The organism is Stenotrophomonas maltophilia group sp. msm4 (assembly GCF_032025605.1).
Classification (GTDB): Bacteria; Pseudomonadota; Gammaproteobacteria; order Xanthomonadales; family Xanthomonadaceae; genus Stenotrophomonas; species Stenotrophomonas sepilia.
In genome coordinates this window covers 503,527-526,692 of the sequence record NZ_JAVSKK010000004.1, presented here as the reverse complement: position 1 = coordinate 526,692, position 23,166 = coordinate 503,527, and the positions used below count along the sequence as shown (strand labels likewise).

14 protein-coding genes are annotated in these 23,166 nt (G+C 66.6%); 5 read left to right on the top strand and 9 right to left on the bottom strand.

Annotated features, from left to right (window positions below; genetic code table 11):
* Positions 1-204 precede the first annotated feature (204 nt).
* The 4 genes from ROV93_RS20610 to ROV93_RS20595 all read right to left on the bottom strand — a co-directional run bounded on the left by ROV93_RS20610 (position 205) and on the right by ROV93_RS20595 (position 6,348).
* Positions 205-2,412 carry a TonB-dependent siderophore receptor gene (locus ROV93_RS20610; RefSeq protein ID WP_180890467.1) on the bottom strand — a complete coding sequence of 736 codons (2,208 nt, stop codon included), beginning with the start codon at positions 2,410-2,412 and terminating at the stop codon, positions 205-207.
* Between the two features lie 330 nt (positions 2,413-2,742).
* Positions 2,743-4,434, bottom strand: coding sequence for a malate dehydrogenase (quinone) (gene mqo / locus ROV93_RS20605; RefSeq protein ID WP_072168682.1), 1,692 nt, complete (start codon positions 4,432-4,434; stop codon positions 2,743-2,745).
* A gap of 257 nt (positions 4,435-4,691) precedes the next feature.
* On the bottom strand, positions 4,692-5,276 hold the full coding sequence (locus ROV93_RS20600) for a hypothetical protein (RefSeq protein ID WP_072168683.1): 585 nt from the start codon (positions 5,274-5,276) through the stop codon (positions 4,692-4,694).
* Between the two features lie 166 nt (positions 5,277-5,442).
* Entirely contained in the window at positions 5,443-6,348 is a 906-nt protein-coding gene (locus ROV93_RS20595; RefSeq protein ID WP_072168684.1) for a LysR family transcriptional regulator ArgP, read from the bottom strand.
* A gap of 138 nt (positions 6,349-6,486) precedes the next feature.
* Here ROV93_RS20595 and ROV93_RS20590 point away from each other — a divergent pair, with 138 nt between their 5' ends.
* Entirely contained in the window at positions 6,487-7,122 is a 636-nt protein-coding gene (locus ROV93_RS20590; RefSeq protein ID WP_072168685.1) for a LysE family transporter, read from the top strand.
* Positions 7,123-7,285: 163 nt separating this feature from the next.
* Positions 7,286-9,274 (top strand): prolyl oligopeptidase family serine peptidase, encoded by a 1,989-nt coding sequence (locus ROV93_RS20585; RefSeq protein ID WP_072168686.1) that lies wholly within the window; start codon positions 7,286-7,288, stop codon positions 9,272-9,274.
* Positions 9,275-9,330: 56 nt separating this feature from the next.
* Here the strand turns inward: ROV93_RS20585 and ROV93_RS20580 are convergent, their stop codons facing one another.
* Together ROV93_RS20580 and ROV93_RS20575 are read right to left on the bottom strand one after the other, a co-directional pair.
* Entirely contained in the window at positions 9,331-11,085 is a 1,755-nt protein-coding gene (locus ROV93_RS20580) for an oligopeptide:H+ symporter (protein WP_180890469.1), read from the bottom strand.
* Positions 11,086-11,164: 79 nt separating this feature from the next.
* The gene (locus ROV93_RS20575) at positions 11,165-12,313 is read right to left on the bottom strand and encodes a DUF1624 domain-containing protein (protein WP_072168688.1); all 1,149 of its coding nucleotides are present in this window, start codon (positions 12,311-12,313) and stop codon (positions 11,165-11,167) included.
* A 200-nt stretch (positions 12,314-12,513) separates the two neighbouring features.
* Between ROV93_RS20575 and ROV93_RS20570 the strand changes: the two genes are divergently transcribed.
* A complete protein-coding gene (locus ROV93_RS20570; RefSeq protein ID WP_072168689.1) occupies positions 12,514-14,478 on the top strand; it encodes an oligopeptide transporter, OPT family in 1,965 nt (654 codons plus the stop codon).
* Between the two features lie 260 nt (positions 14,479-14,738).
* On the opposite strand, the gene ROV93_RS20565 is transcribed toward ROV93_RS20570, so the two are convergent.
* Positions 14,739-16,724, bottom strand: coding sequence for a transglycosylase SLT domain-containing protein (locus ROV93_RS20565; protein ID WP_072167161.1), 1,986 nt, complete (start codon positions 16,722-16,724; stop codon positions 14,739-14,741).
* 151 nt (positions 16,725-16,875) lie between these two features.
* On the opposite strand from ROV93_RS20565, the gene ROV93_RS20560 reads away from it, so the two are divergent.
* Positions 16,876-17,283: a biopolymer transporter ExbD gene (locus ROV93_RS20560; protein ID WP_072167160.1), complete on the top strand. Its 408-nt coding sequence runs from the start codon at positions 16,876-16,878 to the stop codon at positions 17,281-17,283.
* Between the two features lie 9 nt (positions 17,284-17,292).
* Here the strand turns inward: ROV93_RS20560 and ROV93_RS20555 are convergent, their stop codons facing one another.
* Positions 17,293-17,634: a hypothetical protein gene (locus ROV93_RS20555; protein WP_134970986.1), complete on the bottom strand. Its 342-nt coding sequence runs from the start codon at positions 17,632-17,634 to the stop codon at positions 17,293-17,295.
* Positions 17,635-17,994: 360 nt separating this feature from the next.
* On the opposite strand from ROV93_RS20555, the gene ROV93_RS20550 reads away from it, so the two are divergent.
* Positions 17,995-20,856, top strand: a complete 2,862-nt coding sequence (locus ROV93_RS20550; RefSeq protein ID WP_072167158.1) for a TonB-dependent receptor — start codon at positions 17,995-17,997, stop codon at positions 20,854-20,856.
* 132 nt (positions 20,857-20,988) lie between these two features.
* Here ROV93_RS20550 and fhuE read toward each other — a convergent pair whose 3' ends face one another.
* The gene (gene fhuE, locus ROV93_RS20545) at positions 20,989-23,151 is read right to left on the bottom strand and encodes a ferric-rhodotorulic acid/ferric-coprogen receptor FhuE (protein ID WP_180890475.1); all 2,163 of its coding nucleotides are present in this window, start codon (positions 23,149-23,151) and stop codon (positions 20,989-20,991) included.
* Positions 23,152-23,166: the final 15 nt, after the last annotated feature.

Below are 23,166 nucleotides of genomic sequence, written 5' to 3'. Positions count from 1 at the left end.
GTTCCGGTAGTGGGGGGGGGGGGGGGGGGGGGGGGGGGGGGGGGGGCGGGCGGGGGGGGGGGGGGGGGGGGGGGGGGGGGGGGGGGGGGGGGGGGGGGGGGGGGGGGGGGGGGGGGGGGGGGGGGGGGGGGGGGGGGGGGTTGGGGGGGGGGGGGGGGGGGGGGGCCCCCCCACGGGGCCCCCCCCCACCGGTTCGCAGGTGGCTCAGAACTTCCAGCGCAGGCTGGCCGATACGAAGCGCGGCTCGCCGTAGTTGTTGTAGTCCAGGTTGGCCCAGTAAGTCTTGTCCAGCGCGTTGCGCACGCTCAGCGTTGCAGTCCAGCTGTCGCTGATGCGGTAGTTGGCATTGAATTGCACCAGCATGTACGCCGGCTGGTTCACGGTCACCGTGCCGCCCAGCGGGTAGGCGATGTTGTAGCCCTGCACCTTGCTCTGCCACTGCAGGCCACCGCCGATGCTCAGGCGTTCCAGCGCACCGCGCAGCTGCAGTTGCGTGTTGAGCTGCAGCAGGTCCTTGGGCGGGTTGGCGTACAGCAGGTCGGTGGCGGCGCGGGTGACCTTGACGTGGGTGTAGCCGGCATTGACCGTCCAGCCCGGCAGGATTTCGCCGTTGATATCCATCTCCCAGCCACGCGCCTTGGTACCGTTGACGCCGATGTAGGCCGAGCTGCCGTCGCTGAGCGAACCCTCCGGCACGCCCATGTCACGCACCGCGTAGTTGTCCTGCTTGGCCTCGAACACAGCGACATTTGCGGTCAGGCGGCCATCGAACCACTGCGTCTTGAGGCCCGCTTCCAGGTTCGAGCCCTGCACCGGTGCCAGCAGGTTCTCGTTGCGGTCCTTGTAGTTCTGCGGATTGAAGATCTCGGTGTAGCTGGCATAGGCCGACACGTTCGGGGTGATCTCGTAGACCAGGCCCACGTACGGAGTGACTTCATCGCTCACCTTGTACGCACCGCTGGTGCCGGTATAGGCGCCGGCGGCGTTGTAGGAGCGGGTGAGGGTTTCCCACCGGCTCAGGCGTGCACCGGCGATCAGCGACAGCGGATCGGCCAGGTGCAGGCGCGTGGCCAGATAGACGCCACTCTGCGTGGTCTTGGCCACGCGGCGCGCGCCGGTGCGGCGGTAGGTCACCTCGGAGATATCGCCGTTCCAGCTGTATACGTTGGGGATGTAGTAGCAGCGCTCGCGTGCACCCGTGGCGCTGACACACGTTGCCCAGTCGCTCGGGAAGTTCAGCGCCACGGTGTTCGTGGTCCCTTCCAGATCCGACCACTGGGCACCGACCGTGAGGTCGTGGTCGCGGCCGAACAGCGGGAAGCTGCCGGTCAGGTAAGCATCGACATTGCGGCGGGTGTCTTTCGAATCACCGGCGGCCGCACGCAGGAAGATGCCCGAGCCGGTCACCGGGTCCGGGTTGCCGGTGCCGTACAGGCGCACGTTCTGCACGTTGCCGCGGGTGTAGGCGGTGTTGATCTTCAGCAGCCAGTTGTCGCCGAAGCGCTGTTCCAGGTTGGCGAAGGCGGTGTTGCTCTCGCGCTTCCAGTAGCTCCACTTCGGCGACAGGTTGGTCGAGCGCGGCAGATGGGCGAAATTGCCCTGGCTGTCGAAGAACGGCACGGTGCCCCAGGTCGAACCGGTCGGGTTGTTGTCCTGGGTCTGGTAGCCGACGGTGAGCGTGGTGCTGTCGGTGACATCGCCTTCCAGCACCGCCATGCCGGCCATCTTGTTCTCGTCGTAACGGTCGTAATACAGGCCACGATCGGTGTAGGCGGCGACCACGCGGCTGCGGAAACGGCCGTCATCGGTCAGCGGCGCGGTGACATCGGCTTCCATGCGGCGGTAGTCCCAGCTGCCGGCGCTGACCGCGAACGACGCGTCGAATTCCTTGCCGGGGCGCTTGCGCAGCAGGTTGACCGTGGCCGACGGCACGCCGGCGCCGCTGAGCAGGCCGTTGGCACCGCGGATCACTTCGATGCGGTCGTAGAAGGCGGTGTCGTATTCCTGGTTGGTGGAGCCGCTGTAGGTGGGAATGCCGTCGACCTGGAAGTCGGTGATGGCGAAGCCACGCGCGTAGTACAGCGGGCGCTGCGTGTCATAGAAGGACACGCTGACGCCGGTCACGTTGCGCATCACATCGTTGATGCTGAACAGTGATTCGTCCTGCAGGCGCTGCAGGCTGATCGCGGTGGCCGACTGCGGGGTTTCCTGCAGGGTGATCGGCAGGCGCGTGGTACTGGCCGGCGGAGCGGACCGCTCGGCCCGGACGCTGACCCGGTCCAGGGTCTTGGCATCGGCGGCGGCATCGGTGGCGGCGAACGCGGCGGGCGTGACCAGCAGGGTCAGCGACGAAAGCAGGGCAGCCGGCAGCAGCGCGCGGCGGGGCAGGCGGTTACGGACAGGCAGGGGCATGGTGGGCTCGAGGCTTGGAAACGGGGAAGGGCGGCAACAGTCGTCCAGCACCCGGGGCGGCGGCTTCGGGCACGGTCAGGTCCTTCTGGAGAGGCGCGATCACTGCGCAGTACGCAAATGTAAATAATTCTTAACAAGATTACAATTCGCGTCATTGCGTAGAGGCTTTCCGGCATCCAGCAGGCTTCCTGTTGAGCCGAGCCCATGCTCGGCTGTTGGCAGCCGCGAAGAGCAGCCGAGCGCAGGCTCGGCTCTACAGGCGGTGGCCCGCCCAGACGAGAACGGCCACCCGAAGGTGGCCGTCCGTCTGCATCGAAGGAACGCGCGGGCTTACAGCGCCTGCAGTTCCTCATTGGCATTGCGCTTTTCCTTCGCCGGAGCCGGAGCCGCAGCGGCCGGAGCCGGCACCGCCGCGTTCGCATCCACCGGCACCTCCAGGTACGGCAGGTGCAGGGTCTGGCTGGTCAGCGTACGGATCTCGTTCACCAGCGCCGGGCTGTCGTTGAGCTTGCGCCCATACGACGGCACGATCTCGCGCAGGCGGGTTTCCCAACCGGCCTTCATCTGGTCCGGGAAGGCCTTGGCCATCAGGTCCAGCATGATCGGCGGCGAGGTCGACGCGCCCGGCGACGCGCCGAGCAGTGCGGCGATGGTGTGGTCCTTGTCGGTCACGATCTCGGTACCGAACTGCAGCACCGGGCCCTTCAGCGGATCGCGCTTGATGATCTGCACGCGCTGGCCGGCGGTGACCAGCTTCCAGTCACCCGGCTTGGCATTGGGGAAGTACTTGACCAGTTCGGCCTGGCGGTCGGCATCGTTCAGGCGCGCCTGGCCCATCAGGTACTGCACCAGGTCCAGGTTGTCCTTGCCCACTTCCAGCATCGGGCCAACGTTGTTGTGGGTCACCGAGGAATACAGGTCCCACCACGAGCCGTGCTTGAGGAACTTGGTGCTGTACAGCGCAAACGGCCCGAACAGGACCACCGGTTTGCCGTCCAGCTTGCGCGCATCCAGGTGCGGCACCGACATCGGCGGCGAACCGGTCTCGGCCATGCCGTAGGCTTTCACGCCATGGCGCGAGGTCACGTCCTGGCCCTGGAAGGCGAGGAACTGGCCACCGACCGGGAAGCCGGCATAGTCCTTCGACTCCGGAATGCCGGACATCTGCAGCAGCTTCAGCGCGGCGCCGCCGGCACCGATGAACACGAAGCGGGTGTGGGTGGTGGTTTCGGTGCCAGCCTTGAGATCCTTCACCGTGACGTTCCAGCTCTTGTCGGCGTTCTGTCGCAGCGCGGTCACTTCATGGTTCAGGTGCAGGCTGAAGTTCGGGCTGCGCTGCAGGCCGGCGGTCAGCTGGCGGGTGATCACACCGAAGTTGACGTCGGTACCGAGCGGCATCCAGGTCGCCGCCACCTTCTGCTTCGGGTCGCGGCCTTCCATCAGCAGCGGCGCCCACTGCTTGATCTGTGCCGGATCTTCCGAGTACTGCATGCCGTAGAACAGCGGGTTCTTCACCAGCGCCTGCTGGCGCTTGTGCAGGTAGGCGATGTTGTCATCGCCCCAGACGAAGCTCATGTGCGGCGTCGGGTTGATGAAGTCGCTGGGCTGGCTCAGCCGGCCTTCCTTCACCTGGTGCGACCAGAACTGGCGCGAGACCTCGAACGATTCGGCGATGCCGACCGCGCGCTTGGTCTCGATGCTGCCATCGGGCAGTTCCGGGGTGTAGTTCAGTTCGGCGAACGCCGAATGGCCGGTGCCGGCGTTGTTCCAGCCGTCGGAGCTTTCACCGGCGACGCCGTCGAGGCGTTCGTAGACCTGGATGTTCCAGTCCGGCTGCAGTTCCTGCAGGTAGGTGGCCAGGGTAATGCTCATGATGCCGGCGCCGACCAGCACCACATCGACGGGCTTGTCGTTGCTGGCGGCGGGCACCGAGCGCTGGGTCAGCGGCCAGTACAGGAACAGCGCGGCGGCCAGCAACAGCAGCACGAGCAGGGCGAGAAGAGCCTTGCCAAATTTCTTCATGGGGGCGGGATCGTTGGCGGAGGGGAAGGGGTCAGGATGCGCGTGGGGCAGGGAAAGGGCGTGAAGAAACAACGCCTTGCCGCATCCAGGTGCGATTCTAACCGGATCCGGTCCGTTTTTGATGCAACGCAGCATCCGGTCGGCGGTCCTCTACCATAGCGCCAGGCCATGCCCGGCGACGCGGCCGTCCCTGCGGATGCCGATGCCGCCCGGCCGCGGGGCGTCGAAGGCGTTTCCCGGGAGTGCAGGCAGCCGGGTCAGTCACTGCCGACGGTGAAGTATTCCACGGCGAAATAGCCGATCTGGTACGCCAGCGTTGCCAGCACCAGGCGCAGCTGTGTGCGTTGGCTGCGCAGTCGCCAGCCGAGCACCGCCACCGCCAGCATCAACACGGCATGCAACGGGTACGCGGCTCCCAGCAGCTTCCAGCGGCTGCTGCCCTTGATGGCGGTATCGACCAGGTCGAGCAGGGTCAGTGCAGCAATCACGCTGAAGATCCAGCGCCGGCGCTGCATGAGATAGTTCCCGTAGCTGCCGTATTCGCGCAGGTCGTCGGGAAACAGCAGCGCGCACAGCAGGAACCAGGTCGCGCAGTACACGATCACGAACAGGTAGGTTTCAAACGTCCAGCGGTGCACCTCGATGAGGCGGAACTCCCACCACCAGAAGGTCACCAGCGATATCAGCGTCCACGCCACCCAGCCCAGGTGCAGGGCCGAGCAGCCGCGGCGCTGCGGATGCTCGATGATCTGCGCCAGGCCCTTGAGCACGGTGGTAATCGACAGGCCGAGGATGATGCCCATCACCACCCGGATGTGCAGGAACAGCGGATCGGTCTGCATCGCGGCGCTCCGTGTCGGGTGCTGCGATGCTGGCACAACCGGGCGCCCCGGAACGGACCCCGGTCACGCGCCGAAAAAAGGGACGCCGGGGATCAAGTCGTATCAGGCCATACGGCCTGCACGGCGGAAGCGACTTGATCCCTCCACGCCCTTGTCGCTGTGCAGCTCAGCGCTTGCGCCGGATCAGCGCCGAGGACGCATCCAGCACCGCGCGGGTCAGAAGAGCCATGGTCTGCACGTCGCCTTTCCAGTGTTGCCAGTACAGCGGCACGTCTTCCCACGCGCGCTGGCGCACGTAGACCAGGCGGCCTGCGTCCAGGTGGCGCTTGACCAGCGGCAGCGGGTTCATGGTCCAGCCCAGTCCGCCGAGGTTGGCCTGCACGAAGGCCCGGGTGGAGGGAATCCACCAGGTCGGTGCGGTGCTGGGCAGGTCGTCGCCGGCCATGCGCCGGGCGAAGCGCGACTGCATTTCGTCCTTGCGGTTGAACACCAGCACCGGGGCCTGCGCCAGCGCCTGCGCGGTCACGCCCTTGGCGAAGTGGCGTTCGCGGAATTCGGGGGTGCAGGTCGCTGCATAGCGGATGCTGCCCAGCGCATGGATCTGGCAGCCCTGCACCGGCTCGTCCAGGGTGGTCACCGCGCCCAGCACCGTGCCCTGGCGCAGCAGCTCCACCGTGTGGTCCTGGTCTTCCACACGCAGGTCCAAGGTGGTGCCGGTGCTCTGCGCGAACTGGTGGGCCGCCTGCGGAAACCAGGTTTCCAGGCTGTCGTGGTTCACCGCCACCGGGATGCTGGCCTGGGGCAGATCCTCATCGGCCAGGCCCATCCGGTGCAGCGCATCGTGTTCGAGCAGGGCGGTCTGCTCGGCCAGCTGCACCAGCAGCTGCCCCTCGGCGGTGGCGGTGGCCGGCGTGCCGCGCTTGACCAGCAGGCGGCCGATCCGGTCCTCCAGTGCCTTGACCCGCTGCGAGATGGCCGAGGGCGTGACATTCAGCGACTGCGCGGCGCGGTCGAAGCTGCCTTCGCGGATCACCGCGGCCAGGGCGCGCAGCTGGGCATGATCGATACGCATCGAATTAAGCTCCGCTAATGTTGATTTAGGAAGTTTAGCTCGTCTTTTTCATGTTGCGGCGCGACAATAGCGCCCGTTCCGGTGCTGTCCGCCTTCGCGAGGCACCGTCCCCCCAAGCAATACAAGGCAGTGAATCCCATGTTCTCGGTCATCTCCGCCAGCACCGGCCTCGGTGCCTGGTTCTCTGGTGCAGCCACCGGCATCGGCCTGTTCGCCGTGGTCGGCGCCCAGAGCGCCTTCATTCTGCGCCAGGGCATCCTGCGCAAGCACATCGTGCCGGTGGTCGCCACCTGCGCGGCCATCGATGCCATCTTCATCTTCGCCAGCGTGGCCGGCCTGCGCACGCTCACCTCGGCGCTGCCGTGGCTGACCAGCGCCGTGCTGTGGACCGGCGTCGCCTTCCTGGCCTGGTATGCGATGAAGTCGGCACGCCGTGCAATCGCGGGGGGCGGTGGCATGGGCGAGGCTGACAGCGACGACGGCAGCCGCCGCGCGGTGCTGATGGCCGCGGTCGGCTTCTCGCTGATCAATCCGCACTTCTGGCTGGACATGATGGTGATCGGCTCGATCGCCGAGAACTTCGGTAACGCCCGCATGGCCTTCGCCGCCGGCGTGGTCACCGCCAGCTGCCTGTGGCTGACCGCGCAGGGCCTCGGCGCACGCCTGCTGGCGCCGCTGTTCACCAAGCCCAGCACCTGGCGCGTGCTCGACGGCACCATCGCCGTGATCCTCAGCATCCTGGCCCTCATGTTGGCGGTGCGCGGGGTCCACTGACCCGGCGCACGCCCCCCGAACCCACGTCCTGACTCTCTCTCCAAGGTAGTGGCAACGACGGCACCGGCAACGGTGCCGTCGTCTTTTCCGGCTCTGGCGGGAAAGGCATGGCCCTGCCTAGAATCGGCCACCAGGACAAGGTGTCCACAGGAGCAGGGGAAGGATGCACAAGACGATTCTGGCGGTCGCACTGGCCGTCATCGGGGGCGTTGCCGCAGGCAGCGCGGGGGCGGTGGATCTGACGCAGTACCTGCGCCGGGAGACCTTCACCGACATCAAGATTTCGCCGGGGGGCGAGTACGTAGCGGCAACGGTGCCGAAGGAGGACAGCACCGCGATCGCGATCCTGCGGTTGAAGGACAAGCAGCTGGTCGGCAGTTTCTGGCCACCCAGCCGCAACCACGCGCAGGAATTCGACTGGGTCAGCAACGAACGCCTGTTGATCGGCCTGGCCCAGAAGTGGGGCTCGCTCGACCAACCCAATCCCACCGGCGAACTCTATGCCGTCGACGCCAACGGCAACCGTGGCGAGCTGCTGGTCGGCTATCGCGTCGAAAGCAAGGGCCCGGGGACCCGCATCCAGCCGAAGAAAGTCGAAGCAGTGGCCGCCTTCCTGGCCGACGACCTGCCGGGCGACGAGCGCAACGTGCTGGTGACCGTATGGCCGCTGGCCGAGGATCCGTTCACCCGCGTCGATCGCATGGATGTGACCACCGGCCGCCGTGCGCGGGTGGCATCTTCGCCGGTACGGCGCGGCGAATTCACCACCGATGGCGCCGGCGAGGTCCGCTTCGTGCACGGCTCGGGCAGCGACAACATCAACAAGCTGTATTTCCGCGAACGCAGCGGCGACACCTGGAAGCTGATCAACGACGAGGCGGTCAGCAAGCGCATCGAAACCGCCCTCGGCTTCTCGGCCGATGACAGCCTGGCCTACCTCAACGTCGAGCAGGCCCAGGGCCCGGATGCGATCGTCAGCTGGAACCCGCAGACCGGCGAGCGTGCCACGCTGCTGCGCGACGAGGTGGTCAATCCGTATCGCATCATCCATCGGCCCGGCACCCACGTGCCGGTGGGCGCGCTGTATCTGGGCGATACGCCGCGTACCCGGTTCTTCGACGAGAAGTCGCCGGAGGCGCGCCTGTACCGCAGCCTGGAAGCCGCCTTCGGAGGGCCCGTCTACATCACCTCCAGCACCCGCGATGGCCGTGTCGTGCTGGTGGAAACCTGGTCGGGCTCGAACCCGGGCGATTTCTACGTGTACGACACGGTGGCGCGCAAGGCTGATCACCTGATCAGCCGCAGCGACTGGATCGACGTTGACCGTAGTGCCAGCGTGAAGCCGATTGCACTGAAGGCCCGCGATGGCCTGCCGCTGCATGGCTTCCTGACCCTGCCGGCCGGCAGCGACGGGCGCAACCTGCCGATGGTGGTGATGCCGCATGGCGGCCCGTTCGACATCTTCGATTCCGGCCAGTACGACCGCGAAACGCAGATGCTGGCCGCGGCCGGTTATGCCGTGCTGCAGGTCAACTTCCGTGGTTCGGGCAACTACGGCCGGGCCCACACCCAGGCCGGTGCGCAGCAGTGGGGCGCGGCAATGCAGGACGATGTCACTGATGCCACCCGCTGGGCAATCAGCGAAGGCATCGCCGACGGCCGTCGCATCTGTATCTACGGCGCCAGCTACGGGGCCTACTCGGCGATGATGGGTGCCGCCCGCGAACCCGGGTTGTATCAGTGCGCGGCGGGCTATGTCGGGGTCTACGACCTGCCGATGATGTACACCCGCGGCGACATCCAGGACCGGGGTTCAGGCGTGACCTATCTGCGCGAATGGCTGGGGGATCCGGCCAAGCTGGGTGCGGTGTCGCCGGTGAACCTGGCCGAACGGATCAAGGTGCCGGTGTTCCTGGCCGCCGGTGGCGAGGACAAGCGCGCGCCGATCCAGCACACCGAACGCATGGAAGCGGCGCTCAAGCGCGCCGGCACGCCGGTGGAAAGCCTGTACTACAAGACCGAAGGCCACGGCTTCTACACCGAGGCCCATCGCAGCGAGTACTACGACAAGTTGCTGGCCTTCCTGGCGCGCAGCCTGGGTGGCAAGACCGCGACGGCCGCGCCTGCGACCGGCAAGGACAAGGCGCCCTGAGCTGACAGGGCGGCGGATGAACGTTCCGCCGCCCTGGTTTTCCGCAAGCGCGGGGTTTACTTCACCCCGTGCATCATCTTCTTCAGCAGCGGTGCGGCGATGAAGGCCGCCAGTGCGCAACCCAGGCCGATCCACATCAGCAGCCAGAACAGGTGCGCGTAGGCGCCGGCTGCGGCCACCATGTCCAGCGATTCGCCTTCCGGCACCTCGATCGCGGCCAGTTTGCCGAACAGCGCGGCCAGCGTCTCCGAGAATGCGGTGGCGAGGAACCAGGTGCCCATCATCAGGCTCATCACCCGCGGCACGGCCAGCTGGGTCACTGCCGACAGGCCGACCGGCGACAGGCACATCTCGCCGCTGGCGAGCAGGAAGTAGGCCAGCACCAGCCACCACACGCTGGCCATCTCGCCGGTGGCGCCCACCTGCTGCGCCGCCAGTGCCAGCGGCAAGAACGACAGTGCGCCGATCACCAGGCCCCAGGCCGACTTCACCGGCTTGCCCGGCTCCCAGCCGCGGCGGTCCATCCACGTCCACAGCGCGGCGAAGACGGGCGCCAGCAGCACCAGGAACAGGCCGCCGAGATAGGTGAGCGAGCCGGCGGTCTGCGGGATCACCAGGCAGTCGCGCACCAGCAGCACCAGCATCAGCACGACGATGGCGGCGAAGAACGTGCGCGGTGCAGACGAGCCCGGGCGGCGCTCGGACAGCCGCGCGCTGATCACGAAGCCCAGCGGTGCCAGCAGCAGCGAGAGGATCGACCACGGCAGCGGCGTGCCGCCGGTGATCACCAGCGAGGGCACGATGTCCTTGGTCAACAGGCGGTCGGTGAAGGTCACCCACGAGCCGTAGGACTGCTCGTACATGGTGAAGAACACCAGCGCCAGGAAGATCAGTACCATCAGCGCGATCATCTGCTGGCGCTGCACCGGCGTGCACTTGCTGCCGGTGAACCAGGCGAACCAGACCAGCACGCCGCCCAGCACCACCAGCATCAGCATCAGCGCCAGGCTGATTTCACCGCCCAGCGCGAACGCGCCGTTGCCGGCAGCCCACATCAGCCACGCCACCGGCAGCACACCCAGCACCGCGCACAGATAGATGAGCCATTCGCGCGGCAGTCCCAGCACCTTCTGCTTCAGCGCGGCCGGTTGCGGCGGTTCGGCATGGCCCTGCAGGTACTTCTGGCCCCACAGGAACATCGCCAGGCCGGCCAGCATGCCGATGCCGGCAGCACCGAAACCATACTTCCAGCCATAGGCCTCACCGAGGAAGCCACACACCAGCGAAGAGAACAGCGCGCCGAGGTTGATGCCGGCGTAGAACAGCGAGAAGCCCGAGTCGCGACGCGGATCGTCCTTGGCGTACAGCTTGCCGACGATGGTCGAAATGTTCGGCTTGAGGAAACCGACGCCCATGATGATCAGCGCCAGCGACAGGTAGGTCACCGCCAGTGCCGAGGTGTCGCGCACCACTTCGCCGTTTACCCGGTAAGCGGCGCGGCCCTCGAAGGCCATGCCGAGGTGGCCGAGCACCAGCAGGATGCCGCCGAACAGCACCGCCCGCCGCATGCCCAGCCAGCGGTCGGCCAGCATGCCGCCGAACACCGGGATGCAGTACACCAGGCCACCGTAGGCACCGAGCAGGTCCAGGCCGGCCTTGTCGCCGAACAGGTGGTACTTGGTCAGGTACAGCAGCAGCAGCGCCTTCATGCCGTAGAAGGAGAAGCGCTCCCACATTTCGGTGAAGAAGCAGACGTAGACGCCCTTGGGGTGGCCCAGGAAGTCGTCGGAAGCGATAGCGGTGGAATTCATCGCGGAATTATAGGCCTGTGACCTGATCCGCTTTCAGTAGATCCACGCCATGCGTGGATTGCCGGACTGGCCTGGGCGATCACAGGTATCGCAACCAAGGCAGATCGCGCCTTCGCGCTTTGAACCGCGCGAAGGCCCGCGTCGGCGGGTACAGCACCACCGCCAGCGCACAGGCCACCAGCAGCAGGCCGCTGACCGAATCCAGGGCATACAGCTCGCCATGGGTCGGCCCCCAGGCCGCCAACGCGGCCAGGTACAGCCCCTTCAGTACGTACAGGTGCAGCAGGTAGAAGAACATCGGCGCAGCGCCGATATCGGCCAGCGGCTGTAGTGCCCGCGCCAGCGGCGGCCATTCGTACAGCCGCAGCAGCAACATTCCCACCCCCAGGGTCAGCAGCAGGAACTGCAAGGACGGCGGGTATTTGGTGACATTGAAGATGCTCAACCACGTGCGCAGCGTAGTGGTCTGGTACGACCAGGGAGCATCCCCATACTGGTTGGCGAACCGCAGCAATGCGAACAGGGCCAGCGCGCCGAAGCCTGTCCACAGCAGCCAGCGCTGGCGCTGCTCCGGCGCGCGCTCGCGGGCGAACCAGGGCCCCATCAGATAACCCAGTGCGATCACCCCGATCCACGGCAGCACCGGATAGGAGGTACGCAGGCGCAGCGCGCCAGCCTCGATCCAGCCGCGCTGATGCAGCACTTTCCACAGCACCGCCAGCAGGCCATCGCCTTGCACCCGCATGCCGTCGAACAGGTTGTGCGCGGCCACCACCGCGATTGCCAGCATCAGCAGCGCCGGGCGTGGCAGCCACAGCAGGCCGGCCAGCGCGATCATGCTCAGCCCGATGGCCCAGATCACCTGCAGGTACAGCGTGTCCGGCGGCAGCTGGAAGGTCCAGGCGAAGTTCACCAGGGTCAGCTCCAGTACCACCAGGAACAGGCCGCGCTTGAGCAGGAACGCGGCCGTGGCCCGGCGCGGATCCGCCTGGCGCTGGCCGTACAGCCAGGCCGACAGGCCGGTCAAGAGGACGAACACGGGTGCGCACAGGTGGGCCAGCAGGCGGCAGGCGAACAGCGCAGGAGAGACTGTCGCTGCATCCATCGGGTCGCTCACCTGGTGCTGCAGGAAGAAGGTCTCGCGCACGTGGTCCAGCAGCATCAGCAGCATCACGGTGCCGCGCAGCTGGTCGATGGAGGCCAGGCGAGGGGAGGGGGAAGGGGGCATGCGATGCAGTAAGAACAAGGTAGCATTAAGATATAACATATCATTTGCGGCGCGCCCATCCGGACTTTGCCGGGTCGGTCGATTGCCGGGCCACGTGTTGGCCCGTTGCGCTGCAGCGCACGCCCCCATCCTTTGGCACGCTGGACTTGATCTGCCCTGAACGCTAGCGTGACAGGGATTTTTTGCCAGCAGGGGCTTCCATGAACCACGACGCTGCGCCCAAGCAGCTCACCTTCCGCGCAGTGGCCCTGGCCATCGTGCTGGCGGTGGTGCTGTCGGCCGCCAACGCCTACCTCGGCCTGTTCGCAGGCCTGACCATCGCCACCGCCATTCCCGCCGCGGTGATTTCCATGGGCGTGCTGCGCCTGCTGGGCGGTGGCTCCATCCTTGAAAACAACATCGTGCAGACCGGTGCCTCGGCCGGTTCATCGATCGCCGCCGGTGTGATCTTCACCATCCCGGCGCTGGTGATCATGGGCTACTGGCCGGACTTCAAGTACTGGTGGGTGCTGGGCATCGCCGGCCTGGGCGGCCTGCTGGGCGTGCTGTTCTCGGTGCCGCTGCGCCGTTCGATGATCGTTGAAGACCCGCTGCCGTTCCCGGAAGGCAAGGCGGCGGCGGAAGTGCTCAAGGCCGGTGAGAACCCGGGTCCGGGCCTGAAGATCCTGGGCCTGTCGGCGGTGATCGGCGCCTTCGTCAAGCTGGCCGCGGAAAGCGGCATGCGCCTGATTCCGGACGCCTGGGCCACCTCGGCCTATGTCGGCAGCTCCAAGGTCACCGCCTTCATCGGCACCAACCTGTCGCCTGCACTGCTGGGCGTGGGGTACATCGTCGGCCTCAACGTCGGCATCGTGGTGGTGTCCGGCTCGATCCTGACCTGGCACATCGCCATTCCGATCTACCAGGCGTTCTTCATGAACACCGATCCGGCATTGGCCGCGTCGGTTGCCGCGGCTTCCTCCACCGAGGCCGCGTTCGCCATCTGGGGCGCGAAGATGCGCTACCTGGGCGTTGGTGCGATGCTGATCGGTGGCATCTGGACCCTGATCTCGCTGCGCAAGTCGCTGCTCAACGGCGTCAAGAGCGGCTTCGCCGCGGCCCGCAAGAGTGGCGGCCCGGTGCTGGCGCACACTGAGCGCGACCTGCCGATGAAGTGGATGCTGGTCGCCCTGGTGGCGTTCGTGCTGCCGCTGCTGGCCCTGTATCAGGCCATCGTCGGCCAGTGGCACGTGTCGATCCCGATGACCCTCATCATGATCGTCGCCGGCTTCCTGTTTGTTTCGGTCTCGGCCTACCTGGCCGGCCTGATCGGTTCGTCCAACAACCCGGTCTCGGGCATCACCATCTCGACCATCCTGTTCGCCTCGGCCGTGCTGGTCGTGCTGCTGGGCGCTGACGGCCTCAAGCCGGTCGGTGCCGGCGGTGCACCGCTGGGTGCGGTGGCCGCGATCATGATCGGCGCGGTGGTGTGCTGCGCCGCTGCGGTCGGTGGTGACAACCTGCAGGACCTCAAGGCCGGTTACATCGTCGGTGCCACCCCGTGGAAGCAGCAGCTGATGCTGGGCATCGGTGCGTTCTCGTGCGCGCTGATCATGGCTCCGGTACTGAACCTGCTGGCCACTGCCTACGGCATCGGCGTGAAGTCCGAGCTGCACCCGAACGCGCTGGCTGCGCCGCAGGCCAACCTGATGGCCTCGGTGGCCAAGGGCCTGTTCGGTGGTGAACTGCCGTGGACCTTCATCGGCATCGGTGCTGTGGTCGGTGCTGCCATCATCGCCTTCGACAGCTGGCTGAAGTCACGCAACGCGCGCTTCCGCGTGCCGGTGCTGGCCGCCGCCATCGGCATCTACCTGCCGCTGGAACTGATGGTGCCGATCTTCCTCGGCGGCCTGATCGCCCATCTGGTCGAGCGCTTCCACAAGGTGCGCGCCGATGACGAAGAAGGCCGCGACCGCGTGCACAAGCCGGGCGTGCTGTTTGCCGCCGGCCTGATCACCGGTGAGGCACTGATGGGCATCGCCATCGCGATTCCGATCGTGATCAGCAGCCGTGCCGACGTGCTGGCGGTGCCGTTCCACCTGCCGGGCGCACAGTGGATCGGCCTGGCCGTGCTGTTCCTGGTCGGCTGGCTGATCTACCGCACCGGCAAGTACGCCAAGGCGTAAGGGGCGGGCTCTGACCCTGGGTGCAACGGGTAGTGGGGGGGGGGGGGGGGGGGGGGGGCGCCGGCCCCCCCCCCCCCCCCGCGGGGGGGGGGGGGGGGGCCGGGCCCCCCCCCCCCCCCCCCCCCCCCCCGCGCCCGGCCAGCGGCCGGCACTACCGATGCAGCGGCCAGCCCGAGCCAGGCCAGCAGGCTCATCGTTTCCCTCCCCACGGAATGGATACCGGGGAATGCCGGCCAGCAGCCGGCAGTACCGTGTTGCGGTCAATCGCCACCCTGCTCGGCGTCGGCCGCGCAGCTGAATTTCTTGCGCTTGTCCACCAGGCGCCCCATCAGGCGGTCGCTCAGCGGCAGGGCATCACCATTGAGGCGCCAGTCGTAGATCACGCTGAAGGCCAGAACGCGGGCAACGTACTCGCGGGTTTCCTTGTAGCTGATGGTCTCGATCCACAGGTCCGGATCGAAGCCCGGGCGCTGGCCCTGCCAGCGTGCGGTCGGGGTCGGGCCGGCGTTGTAGGCGGCGATGGTCACGTACGGCAGACCGTCGTACTTGTTCATCAGCTGGCGCAGGTAGGCGGTGCCGATGGCAATGTTGGTGTCCGGGTCGTACAGGCTGTCGGCGCCGCCGTAGCCGGTCAGGCCGATCGACTTGGCCACGCTGGCACCGGTGGCCGGCAGCACCTGCATCAGGCCCATGGCATTGGCAGGCGAGCGCGCACGCGGAGTGAAGGTACTCTCGGCGCGGATCTCCGCGGCCACCCAGGCCGGGTCGATCGCGTTGCGTGCCGATTCGCGGCGGATGGTGGCGTCGTGATGCAGCGGGAAGCGCAGGTCGTACAGGCGCTGTTCCTGCGGCTGCTTGCCGAGCGCGAACACGGCGCGGTCGAACCAGCCGTTGTCCTGCGCCACGCGCACGGCGAGGCGGCGCTGGGTGTCGTCGAAGCGCGACAGCGCGCTGTTCCATTCGGCCACGGCCCAACCGGCGCGGTCGATCTGGTACAGCGCCATCGCGCGCTGGATGGCCGGGTCGCGCGCGACCGCTGCCTGTGCCTGCGCGCTGTCGTTCGGCTTCCACGGGCACAGGGTGTAGCCCTGCTGCAGCTTGTCGGCGGCCAGGAAACCGTGGAAGGTCGGTGCGCGTGCGGCTTCGCGGAACAGCGGCTGCGCCTGCTGGGCCTGGCCGGTTTTTTCCAGCATGCGGCCTTCAAAGTAGCGCCAGCGCGGGTCGCTGCGCTGCTTGCTGCCCATCTTGCGGATCGCGGCCAGCGCTGCCGGCCAGTCGCCGCGCGACATCGCTTCGCGCACGCGCCATTCGTGCAGGCGCTCGTCGTAGGCCGATTCGGGTACCGCGTTGAGGCGGCGTGCCGAATCGGGCAGGTAGGAGGCCACCGTCCACAGCGCGATCTGGTACAGCACCTGGCCCTGCTGGTCGGCACTCAGGCCGAGCGCCTGGGCGTACTGCGGCAGCTGCTGCTCGGTGGCGCCGGGGTCGGCCTTGGCCAGCTTGGCCAGGCCATCGGTGGCGATGCGCCGGCTGCGCTCGTTGCGCGGCCAGTTCAACGCGCTGGCATTGGGCTTGTCGACAAAGGCTGCGTAATTGTTCGCCAGCGCCAGGTCGGGGGCGGGCAGGCCGCGTGCGGCGCTGCGCATCACCGCCGGTTGCTGGGCATCGGCGGCGGCATCGATGCGTTCCCAGCGCAGGGCGTCGCTCAGGCCACCCTGTGCCTGCAGCACGGCAAAAACGGCATCACAGCCGTCCGGCAGCGACTTGCCGTTCTTGCGCCACAGATCCTGCGCTTCACTGATCCACTGCGGATCGACCCTGCCCGTCACCTGGCGCGCGGTCAGCTGCGCACAGCGCAGGCCGGGGTTGTCGGTGGGCGCCCAGTTGGCCAGCAGGGTCGGCCAGTCCTGGCGGCGTGCGAGCGAGGGCAGCCACACGCTGCGGAAGGTGCTGGCCACGGCCTGGCCGTCATAGCGCTTGAGGAAGGCCTGCGCCTGCGCGGTATCGACGGTGTCGATGTTGCGCCGCAGGTTGGCGTACTCCAGCCAGCCATAGGCCGGATGGCGGCTGAGCGCAGCGGCCTGGCCAGGATCGTACTGGCCGCGTTCGGCGGCTGCGATCGCGGCTTTCAGCTGCGCGTTCTGGGCATCGAGGGACTGGGCATTGGCGCAGCCGATCAGCAGCGTGGTGGCCAAGGGCAGCAGGGACAGGGCGGTCGAAGTGCGTCGGGTCATGGCGACCAGCATAGCGGGCGATGGCTGAATTCAGTTTCGCATTGCGTGCACGCCCGGCGTCGGCAACGACAGCTGAATGAATCCGCGCAGGCCCCTGCCGCACGGGGTCGCAGGCGTCGTAACGTCGGCCCTGGGCGAACGGCCCGGCTGCAGGGAGCGGCACATGGCGTTCAGTAGCGCAGGAGGAAGCGGCCCGCTGGCGGACATCAATGTCACGCCACTGGTGGATGTGATGCTGGTGCTGTTGATCATCTTCATTGTGACCGCGCCGATCGTGGCCCGGCCGATTGCCGTGCAGTTGCCGCAGGCCACCGATCGGGTGGTCGACCGTCCCGAACCGCCCCCGCCGATCGAGCTGCGCCTGGACGCTGGCAACCAGCTCAGCTGGAATGGCCAGCCGATGGCGATCAGTGAGCTGCAGGCGCGCCTGCAGGCACAGGTGGGCAAACATGCCGGCAATCTGCCGGAGCTGCGCATCGCCACCGATCCGGCGGCCGAGTACGAAGGCATGGCGCGGATATTGGCTGCGGCCGAGGCGACCGGCATGGAGCGGATTGCCTTCGTGCGATAGAGCGTTGTCTCACTGCCGCTCATGCGGTGATTGCAGCATGAGCGGCGCTTGCCCTGCTGACAGCGTCGCATCCAGGATCCGCAGAAAAGCCATTTCAATCTGCGCCGGAACCGGGGTCGGATGTGCTCGCCACCTTCTGGTCTCAGGGTCATGTTCAACGTCGAAAGCGGTCAACTCGGCTCTCTCGAAATCCACCACAACCGTCAACCCCTCTCCTGAGGCCGAGGCCGCATCGCTGGGAGAGAGGCAGTTGTTGCACTCGATCACGCCGCCTGCCCTCGATTCGCCTGCCAGAGGAAGAAGCAGCGTGATCACCATCATGACGCTCGGCACGGCAGTTAGTGCTTTCATGATCGATCCTCCCGCGAATGGCTGGAGGTGCGAGTCTGCACCGGGTCGATCAAGCGGGCCTTCTGAATGAAGGAATTTCAGACTATTCCTGAAATGGTTCGGCAAAGGCACTTTCATGCGCGCGGCAGTTTCCGGCGCGCGCTGTCGCGGCCAGCATCAAAAGCGAAGCGGCGGAACATTATCGTCCGGTTCTAAACGGCACTCATCTGACGCAAATGTCATGCAATTGCGTCAATTCCGCGTGAAAGAGTGTCGATCGTCACGCCGTGATTTTTACCGCTTGTTTACAAAGGAGACGCTGCCGCCATGCAGGGGGAGCACGGCAGTCCATGTCCCGACATTCCTTTGGAGAGAGAGCGAATGAATCACCTGCACCACCGCCCGTTGGCGGTTGCCGTCACGCTGTGCGTGATGGCCCTGGCCCCGTTGGGTGCCGCTGCACAATCCACCACCAACCTCGACGCGGTGGAAGTCACCGGTACCCGCATCAAGCGCGCTGAAGTCGAAGGCCAGGTGCCGATCCAGACCCTGACCCGTGGCGACATCGAACGCACCGGCCTGACCTCGATCGGCGAAGTGCTGCAGCAGCTCACCGGATCCGGCTCTGCGCTCAACGCCAAGTTCAACTCGTCCGGCAACTTCGGTTTCCCGCCCGATGGCAGTGGCGTGGGTGCCGGCTCGGCGCAGGTCGATCTGCGCCACCTGGGTGCCAAGCGCGTGCTGGTGCTGGTTGACGGCATCCGCTGGGTCAATGAGTCGTCCGCATCGGGCGTCGGTGCGGCCACCGACCTCAACACCATTCCGCTGGCCATCGTCGAACGCATCGAGGTGCTGGAAGACGGCGCGTCGTCGCTGTACGGCTCCGATGCCATCGCCGGCGTGGTCAACATCATCACCCGCCGCGACTTCGATGGCGGGCAGGTGACGCTGAACTATGGTGAGTACAGCAAGGGTGACGGCACCCAGAAGGGCGTGGATCTGGCGTGGGGCAAGAGCGGTGATCGCTTCAGCCTGTTCCTGGGCGCCAGCTGGACCAAGCAGGACCCGGTATTCGCCAAGGATCGCGAGCAGTCACGTTTCCCGATTCCGGGCACCGGCCTGGCCTTCGGCAGCGGCGGCATTCCACAGGGCCGCTTCGCCTTCGTCGACCCCAACACCGGTGCCGAGCAGGACATCGTGCCCAACAGCGGCGTGCCCAACCCGCGTTACGACGGCAGCGCCGGCTGCAACCGCAGCGATGACTACCACTGCTTCACCAGCGCCGACCGCTTCAACTTCGCCGAATACAACATGGTGCTCACGCCGTCCGAGCGCAAGGGCCTGTTCGGCCAGTTCCGCTTCGACATCACTGACAACGTGCAGTGGTACATCAAGGCACTGGGCAACCGCCGCGAGTCGACCAACCAGGCCGGCCCCGAGCCGCTGTTCTTTGGTCCCGATGGCGCCACCGGCAATCCGTTGGCCGACAACATCGTGGTCTCGCGCCTGAACCCGTACAACCCGTTCGGCTTCGACCTGGTGTCCTCGGGCAACATGAGCCTGATCGGCCGTCGCCCGGTGGAAGGCGGTGCGCGCGTGTTCAAGCAGGAGGTCAACACGACCTACGTGGCCACCGGCCTGGTCGGCAACTTCCAGGCGGCCGACCGTAGCTGGTATTGGGACGTCAACGGCATGTACAGCAAGAACAAGGCCGAACAGACCAACTACGGCAGCTACAACATCTACAACGTCAACATGGCGCTGGGTGACCCGGCGGTGTGCGCGGCTACCCCGGGCTGCGTGCCGTTGAACATCTTCGGTGGCGTCGGTTCGATCACCCCGGACATGCTGAAGTGGATCCAGCCGGTGGTGCGCGACCGCAGCCAGAACGAGCTGAGCCTGTTCACCGCCAACCTGTCCAGCGAGCTGTTCTCGCTGCCGGCCGGCCCGGTGTCCTTCGCCACCGGTTTCGAGTACCGCAAGTACGAGGGCTGGTACCAGCCGGATCCGCTGACGGTGATCGGCCACTACAACGGCGTGCCGTCGCAGCCGACCTCCGGTTCCTACGACGTCAACGAGGCCTACCTGGAGTTGAGCGTGCCGATCTTCGCCGACTCCTCGTTCGGCAAGAAGCTGGACCTGAGCCTGGCCGGCCGCTATTCGGACTACTCCACTTTCGGTGGCGAGTTCACGCCCAAGTACGGCCTGCGCTGGCAGGTGACCGATGACTTCGTGCTGCGCACCACGTACGCCGAGGGTTTCCGCGCACCGTCCATCGGCGAACTGTACGGCTCGGCCGCACGTGCCGACCTGCAGCTGTTCGATCCGTGCTCGGTGGGCCTGGGCGGTACGCCGCCACGTGGCAGTGCCGCCAATTGTGCCGCGCTGGGCGTGCCGGCCGGCTTCCAGCAGGCCAACTCGCAGATCTCGGTGACCACCGGCGGCAATCGTGATCTGGAACCGGAGCGCTCGCGCAGCTTCAGCACCGGCTTCGTGTGGAGCCCGTGGTTCGGCAACAACGCGTCGTGGTCGGAGCGCTTCGATGTGGAGGTGACCTTCTACCGCCACGCCATCGATGGTGCGATCCAGGCCATCAACGCGCAGACCCAGCTGGACCTGTGCGTGGACACGCTCGACCCGCTGTACTGCGATGGCATCACCCGCGCCAGCACCGGTGCGGTCAGCAGCTTCAACAACCGCCTGACCAATCTGGGCTCGATCAAGACCGACGGCTGGGACGTGGACCTGTTCTGGACGTTGCCGCAGACCTCCTTCGGCCAGTTCAAGCTGGCGTGGAAGAACACGTTCGTCGGTCGTTACGAAGCCACCGGCGCGGCCGGGCAGAAGCAGCCGCAGAAGCCGGGCGTGGAAGTGGCCGACAGCTCCATTCCGGAGTGGACCAGCAACGCCAGCATCGCCTGGACGATGGACCGCTGGAGTGCGAACTGGACGGTGCGGCACATCTCCGAGCTGACCGAGAACTGCGGCGATGCCGTGGCATTCCCGGTGTGCAGCAACCAGGCCGACGGCACCAACACGCTCTCGGCCACCACCTTCCACGACATGCAGGTGGGCTACAAGATCGACTGGATGAAGGGGCTGCAGCTGACCGCGGGCCTGAACAATGTGTTCGACAAGGATCCGCCGATCTGCCTGTCGTGCTCGTTGAACGGGTATGACGCCTCGACCTACGACATCCCGCGTGGCCGTTACTGGTACCTGCGCGCGGACCTGCGGTTCTGATGTGAGAGGGGCAGCGCCGGTCAGTTCCGGCGCTGCCTTGCGGATGTAGCGCCGAGCCCGCACTCGGCTGATTCTCTGAGCCGAGCATGGGCTCGGCTCTACAGGTGCGGGGCGGTCGTACCCCGCGTCTGATCAGAACGCCCAGGTGAACGTCAGCGAGCCATTGCGGCCATCGCCGTACGCACCGTAGCCGTTGATCTGCGAGAAGTACTTCTTGTCCAGCAGATTGTTCAGGTTGGCCTGCACGCTCCATTCCGGCGACAGGCGGTAACGCACGAAGGCGCTGACCAGGGCGTAGCCGCTCTGTTCGATGCGGCCGTAAGCCGGCACCGCGTAGTAGATGCGGTTCTGCCAGTTGGCGCCGCCGCCGACGGTCAGTGCCTGCAGCGACTGCGGGGTGTAGCTGGTGAACAGTTTCAGCGCGGTCTGCGGCAGATTGGTGTTGATGTCGGCGCCGTTGATGTCCTTGGCCACGTAGCGCGAAGCACCGAAGGTCGCGTTCCAGCCGGGTGCCAGTTCGCCGTTCAGTTCGAACTCGAAGCCACGGCTGACGGTGCCACGCGCGGCCACGTAGGCCGTTTCGCCGCCGGTGCCGCCGATGACCGGCTCGCCGGTGGACTGGCCGACGTTGTCCTGCTCGATGCGGAACACCGCCACCGAGGCATTCAGTCGGTTGTCGAACCAGGCACCCTTCACGCCCACTTCGTAGCTCTTGCCGTCCACCGGGTCCAGGTAGCTGCCGTTGCGGTCCTTCAGCATCTGCGGCTGGAAGATCTCGGTGTACGAGGCATAGGTGGAGTAGGTGTCGTTGATGTCGAACACCAGGCCCGCATACGGGGTGGTGACTTTGTGCGAACGGTCGGCGCCTTCGCCTTCGCTCTTCCAGTCGGTGTAGCGCGCGCCCACGATCAACTTCAGCGGATCAGCCAGCGACAGGCGTGCTGCAGCATAGGCGGCCTTCTGGGTGATGGTGCCTTCGCTGGCCAGGGCCAGCGGATTCCAGTTCGGTTCGCTGATGTTGCCGTTCCAGTTCAGGTAGCTGGAGAAGGGGTCCCAGGCGAGGCCGGCGCCGCCGATCTGGTAGTCGCCGTAGTTGGCGTACTCGCGCTTGTTGTAGCTCAGGCCGCCCATCACTTCGTGCTTCAGGCCAAACAGCTCGAACGCGCCACTGAAGTAGCCGTCCACCGCATTGACCTTGCGTTCGGTGTTGTAGAAGCCGGCCGACGGCGAAATGCCGGCACCGGTGTTCTTGTCGAAGAACGAAGCGCCGGTGACCCAGTCGTTGTAGGCCGGGTAGAACAGCTTGTCGTCGGCCCTGGTTTCGTCGTGGGTGGCGCCGATGCGGACTTTCCAGTCATCGTTGAAGGCGTGTTCCAACGTGGCGAACGCGCGCTTGCTGGTGGTGTCCCAGTAGGTCCAGCTCGGGTTCGGATTGAACGATTCGTCGTAGCCGGTGCTGGTTCCATCGGAGAACAGCATCGGGAAACCACCCCAGGTGGCGCCGTTGGCGCGCTTCTGCTGGTAGTCGTAGCCCACGCTCAGCTGGGTGTCCGGGGTCAGGTCGGCGTCGATGACGGCGTAGCCCAGCGTCTTGTGCTGGTTGTAGCGATCCATCTGCGCGTCGGTGTCTAGGTAGCTGCCGATCACGCGGGCGCGCACCGAACCGCTCTTGTTCAGCGGGGTGGTCACGTCCACGGTGCTGCGGGTGCGGCCCCAGCTGCCGACGTTCACCGAGACGCTGCCGGTCAGTTCGGCGCTGTCGGCGTGCTTGCGCACCAGGTTCACCGACGCCGACGGGTTGCCGGCACCGGTCAGCAGGCCGGTGGCGCCACGCACCACTTCCACGCGGTCATACAGCGCCAGGTCCAGGCCGGAATCGCCGTAGCTCCAGTTCTGCACCATCTGCGTCGGCAGGCCATCGAACTGGTAGCTGTCGATGTAGAAGCCACGCGAATAGAACTCGGTGCGCTCGCTGTCGGACTGGGTGCTGCTGACGCCGGTGGTGTTGGCCAGCACGTCGATGATGTCGTCCAGGTTCTGATCTTCGATGCGCTGGTGGCTGATGATGCTGAGCGACTGCGGGATCTCGCGCGGCGCCAGGTCGAAGCGGGTACCGGCCGAGGTGCGGCGCACCGAATAGCCTTCGGCGCGTTCGCCCTTGACCACCACTTTGTCGAGCGTGGTCGGGTCGGCGGCGGTGTCGGCGAAGGCGGCCGGGGCCACGGCGCAGAGTGCAGCGAGCACGGCAACGGACAGCCGTTGCGGCTGCGGGATACGGAAAGCGGAACGGTTCATGGGGGTCCTGGACGA

What these genes read in the sequence shown, in the direction of transcription:
- ROV93_RS20610 (WP_180890467.1), bottom strand. Translation starts at nt 2,412, where the DNA reads ATGCCCCTGCCTGTCCGTAACCGCCTGCCCCGCCGCGCGCTGCTGCCG.
- mqo (WP_072168682.1), bottom strand. Translation starts at nt 4,434, where the DNA reads ATGAAGAAATTTGGCAAGGCTCTTCTCGCCCTGCTCGTGCTGCTGTTG.
- ROV93_RS20600 (WP_072168683.1), bottom strand. Translation starts at nt 5,276, where the DNA reads ATGCAGACCGATCCGCTGTTCCTGCACATCCGGGTGGTGATGGGCATC.
- ROV93_RS20595 (WP_072168684.1), bottom strand. Translation starts at nt 6,348, where the DNA reads ATGCGTATCGATCATGCCCAGCTGCGCGCCCTGGCCGCGGTGATCCGC.
- ROV93_RS20590 (WP_072168685.1), top strand. Translation starts at nt 6,487, where the DNA reads ATGTTCTCGGTCATCTCCGCCAGCACCGGCCTCGGTGCCTGGTTCTCT.
- ROV93_RS20585 (WP_072168686.1), top strand. Translation starts at nt 7,286, where the DNA reads ATGCACAAGACGATTCTGGCGGTCGCACTGGCCGTCATCGGGGGCGTT.
- ROV93_RS20580 (WP_180890469.1), bottom strand. Translation starts at nt 11,085, where the DNA reads ATGAATTCCACCGCTATCGCTTCCGACGACTTCCTGGGCCACCCCAAG.
- ROV93_RS20575 (WP_072168688.1), bottom strand. Translation starts at nt 12,313, where the DNA reads ATGCCCCCTTCCCCCTCCCCTCGCCTGGCCTCCATCGACCAGCTGCGC.
- ROV93_RS20570 (WP_072168689.1), top strand. Translation starts at nt 12,514, where the DNA reads ATGAACCACGACGCTGCGCCCAAGCAGCTCACCTTCCGCGCAGTGGCC.
- ROV93_RS20565 (WP_072167161.1), bottom strand. Translation starts at nt 16,724, where the DNA reads ATGCTGGTCGCCATGACCCGACGCACTTCGACCGCCCTGTCCCTGCTG.
- ROV93_RS20560 (WP_072167160.1), top strand. Translation starts at nt 16,876, where the DNA reads ATGGCGTTCAGTAGCGCAGGAGGAAGCGGCCCGCTGGCGGACATCAAT.
- ROV93_RS20555 (WP_134970986.1), bottom strand. Translation starts at nt 17,634, where the DNA reads ATGAAAGCACTAACTGCCGTGCCGAGCGTCATGATGGTGATCACGCTG.
- ROV93_RS20550 (WP_072167158.1), top strand. Translation starts at nt 17,995, where the DNA reads ATGAATCACCTGCACCACCGCCCGTTGGCGGTTGCCGTCACGCTGTGC.
- fhuE (WP_180890475.1), bottom strand. Translation starts at nt 23,151, where the DNA reads ATGAACCGTTCCGCTTTCCGTATCCCGCAGCCGCAACGGCTGTCCGTT.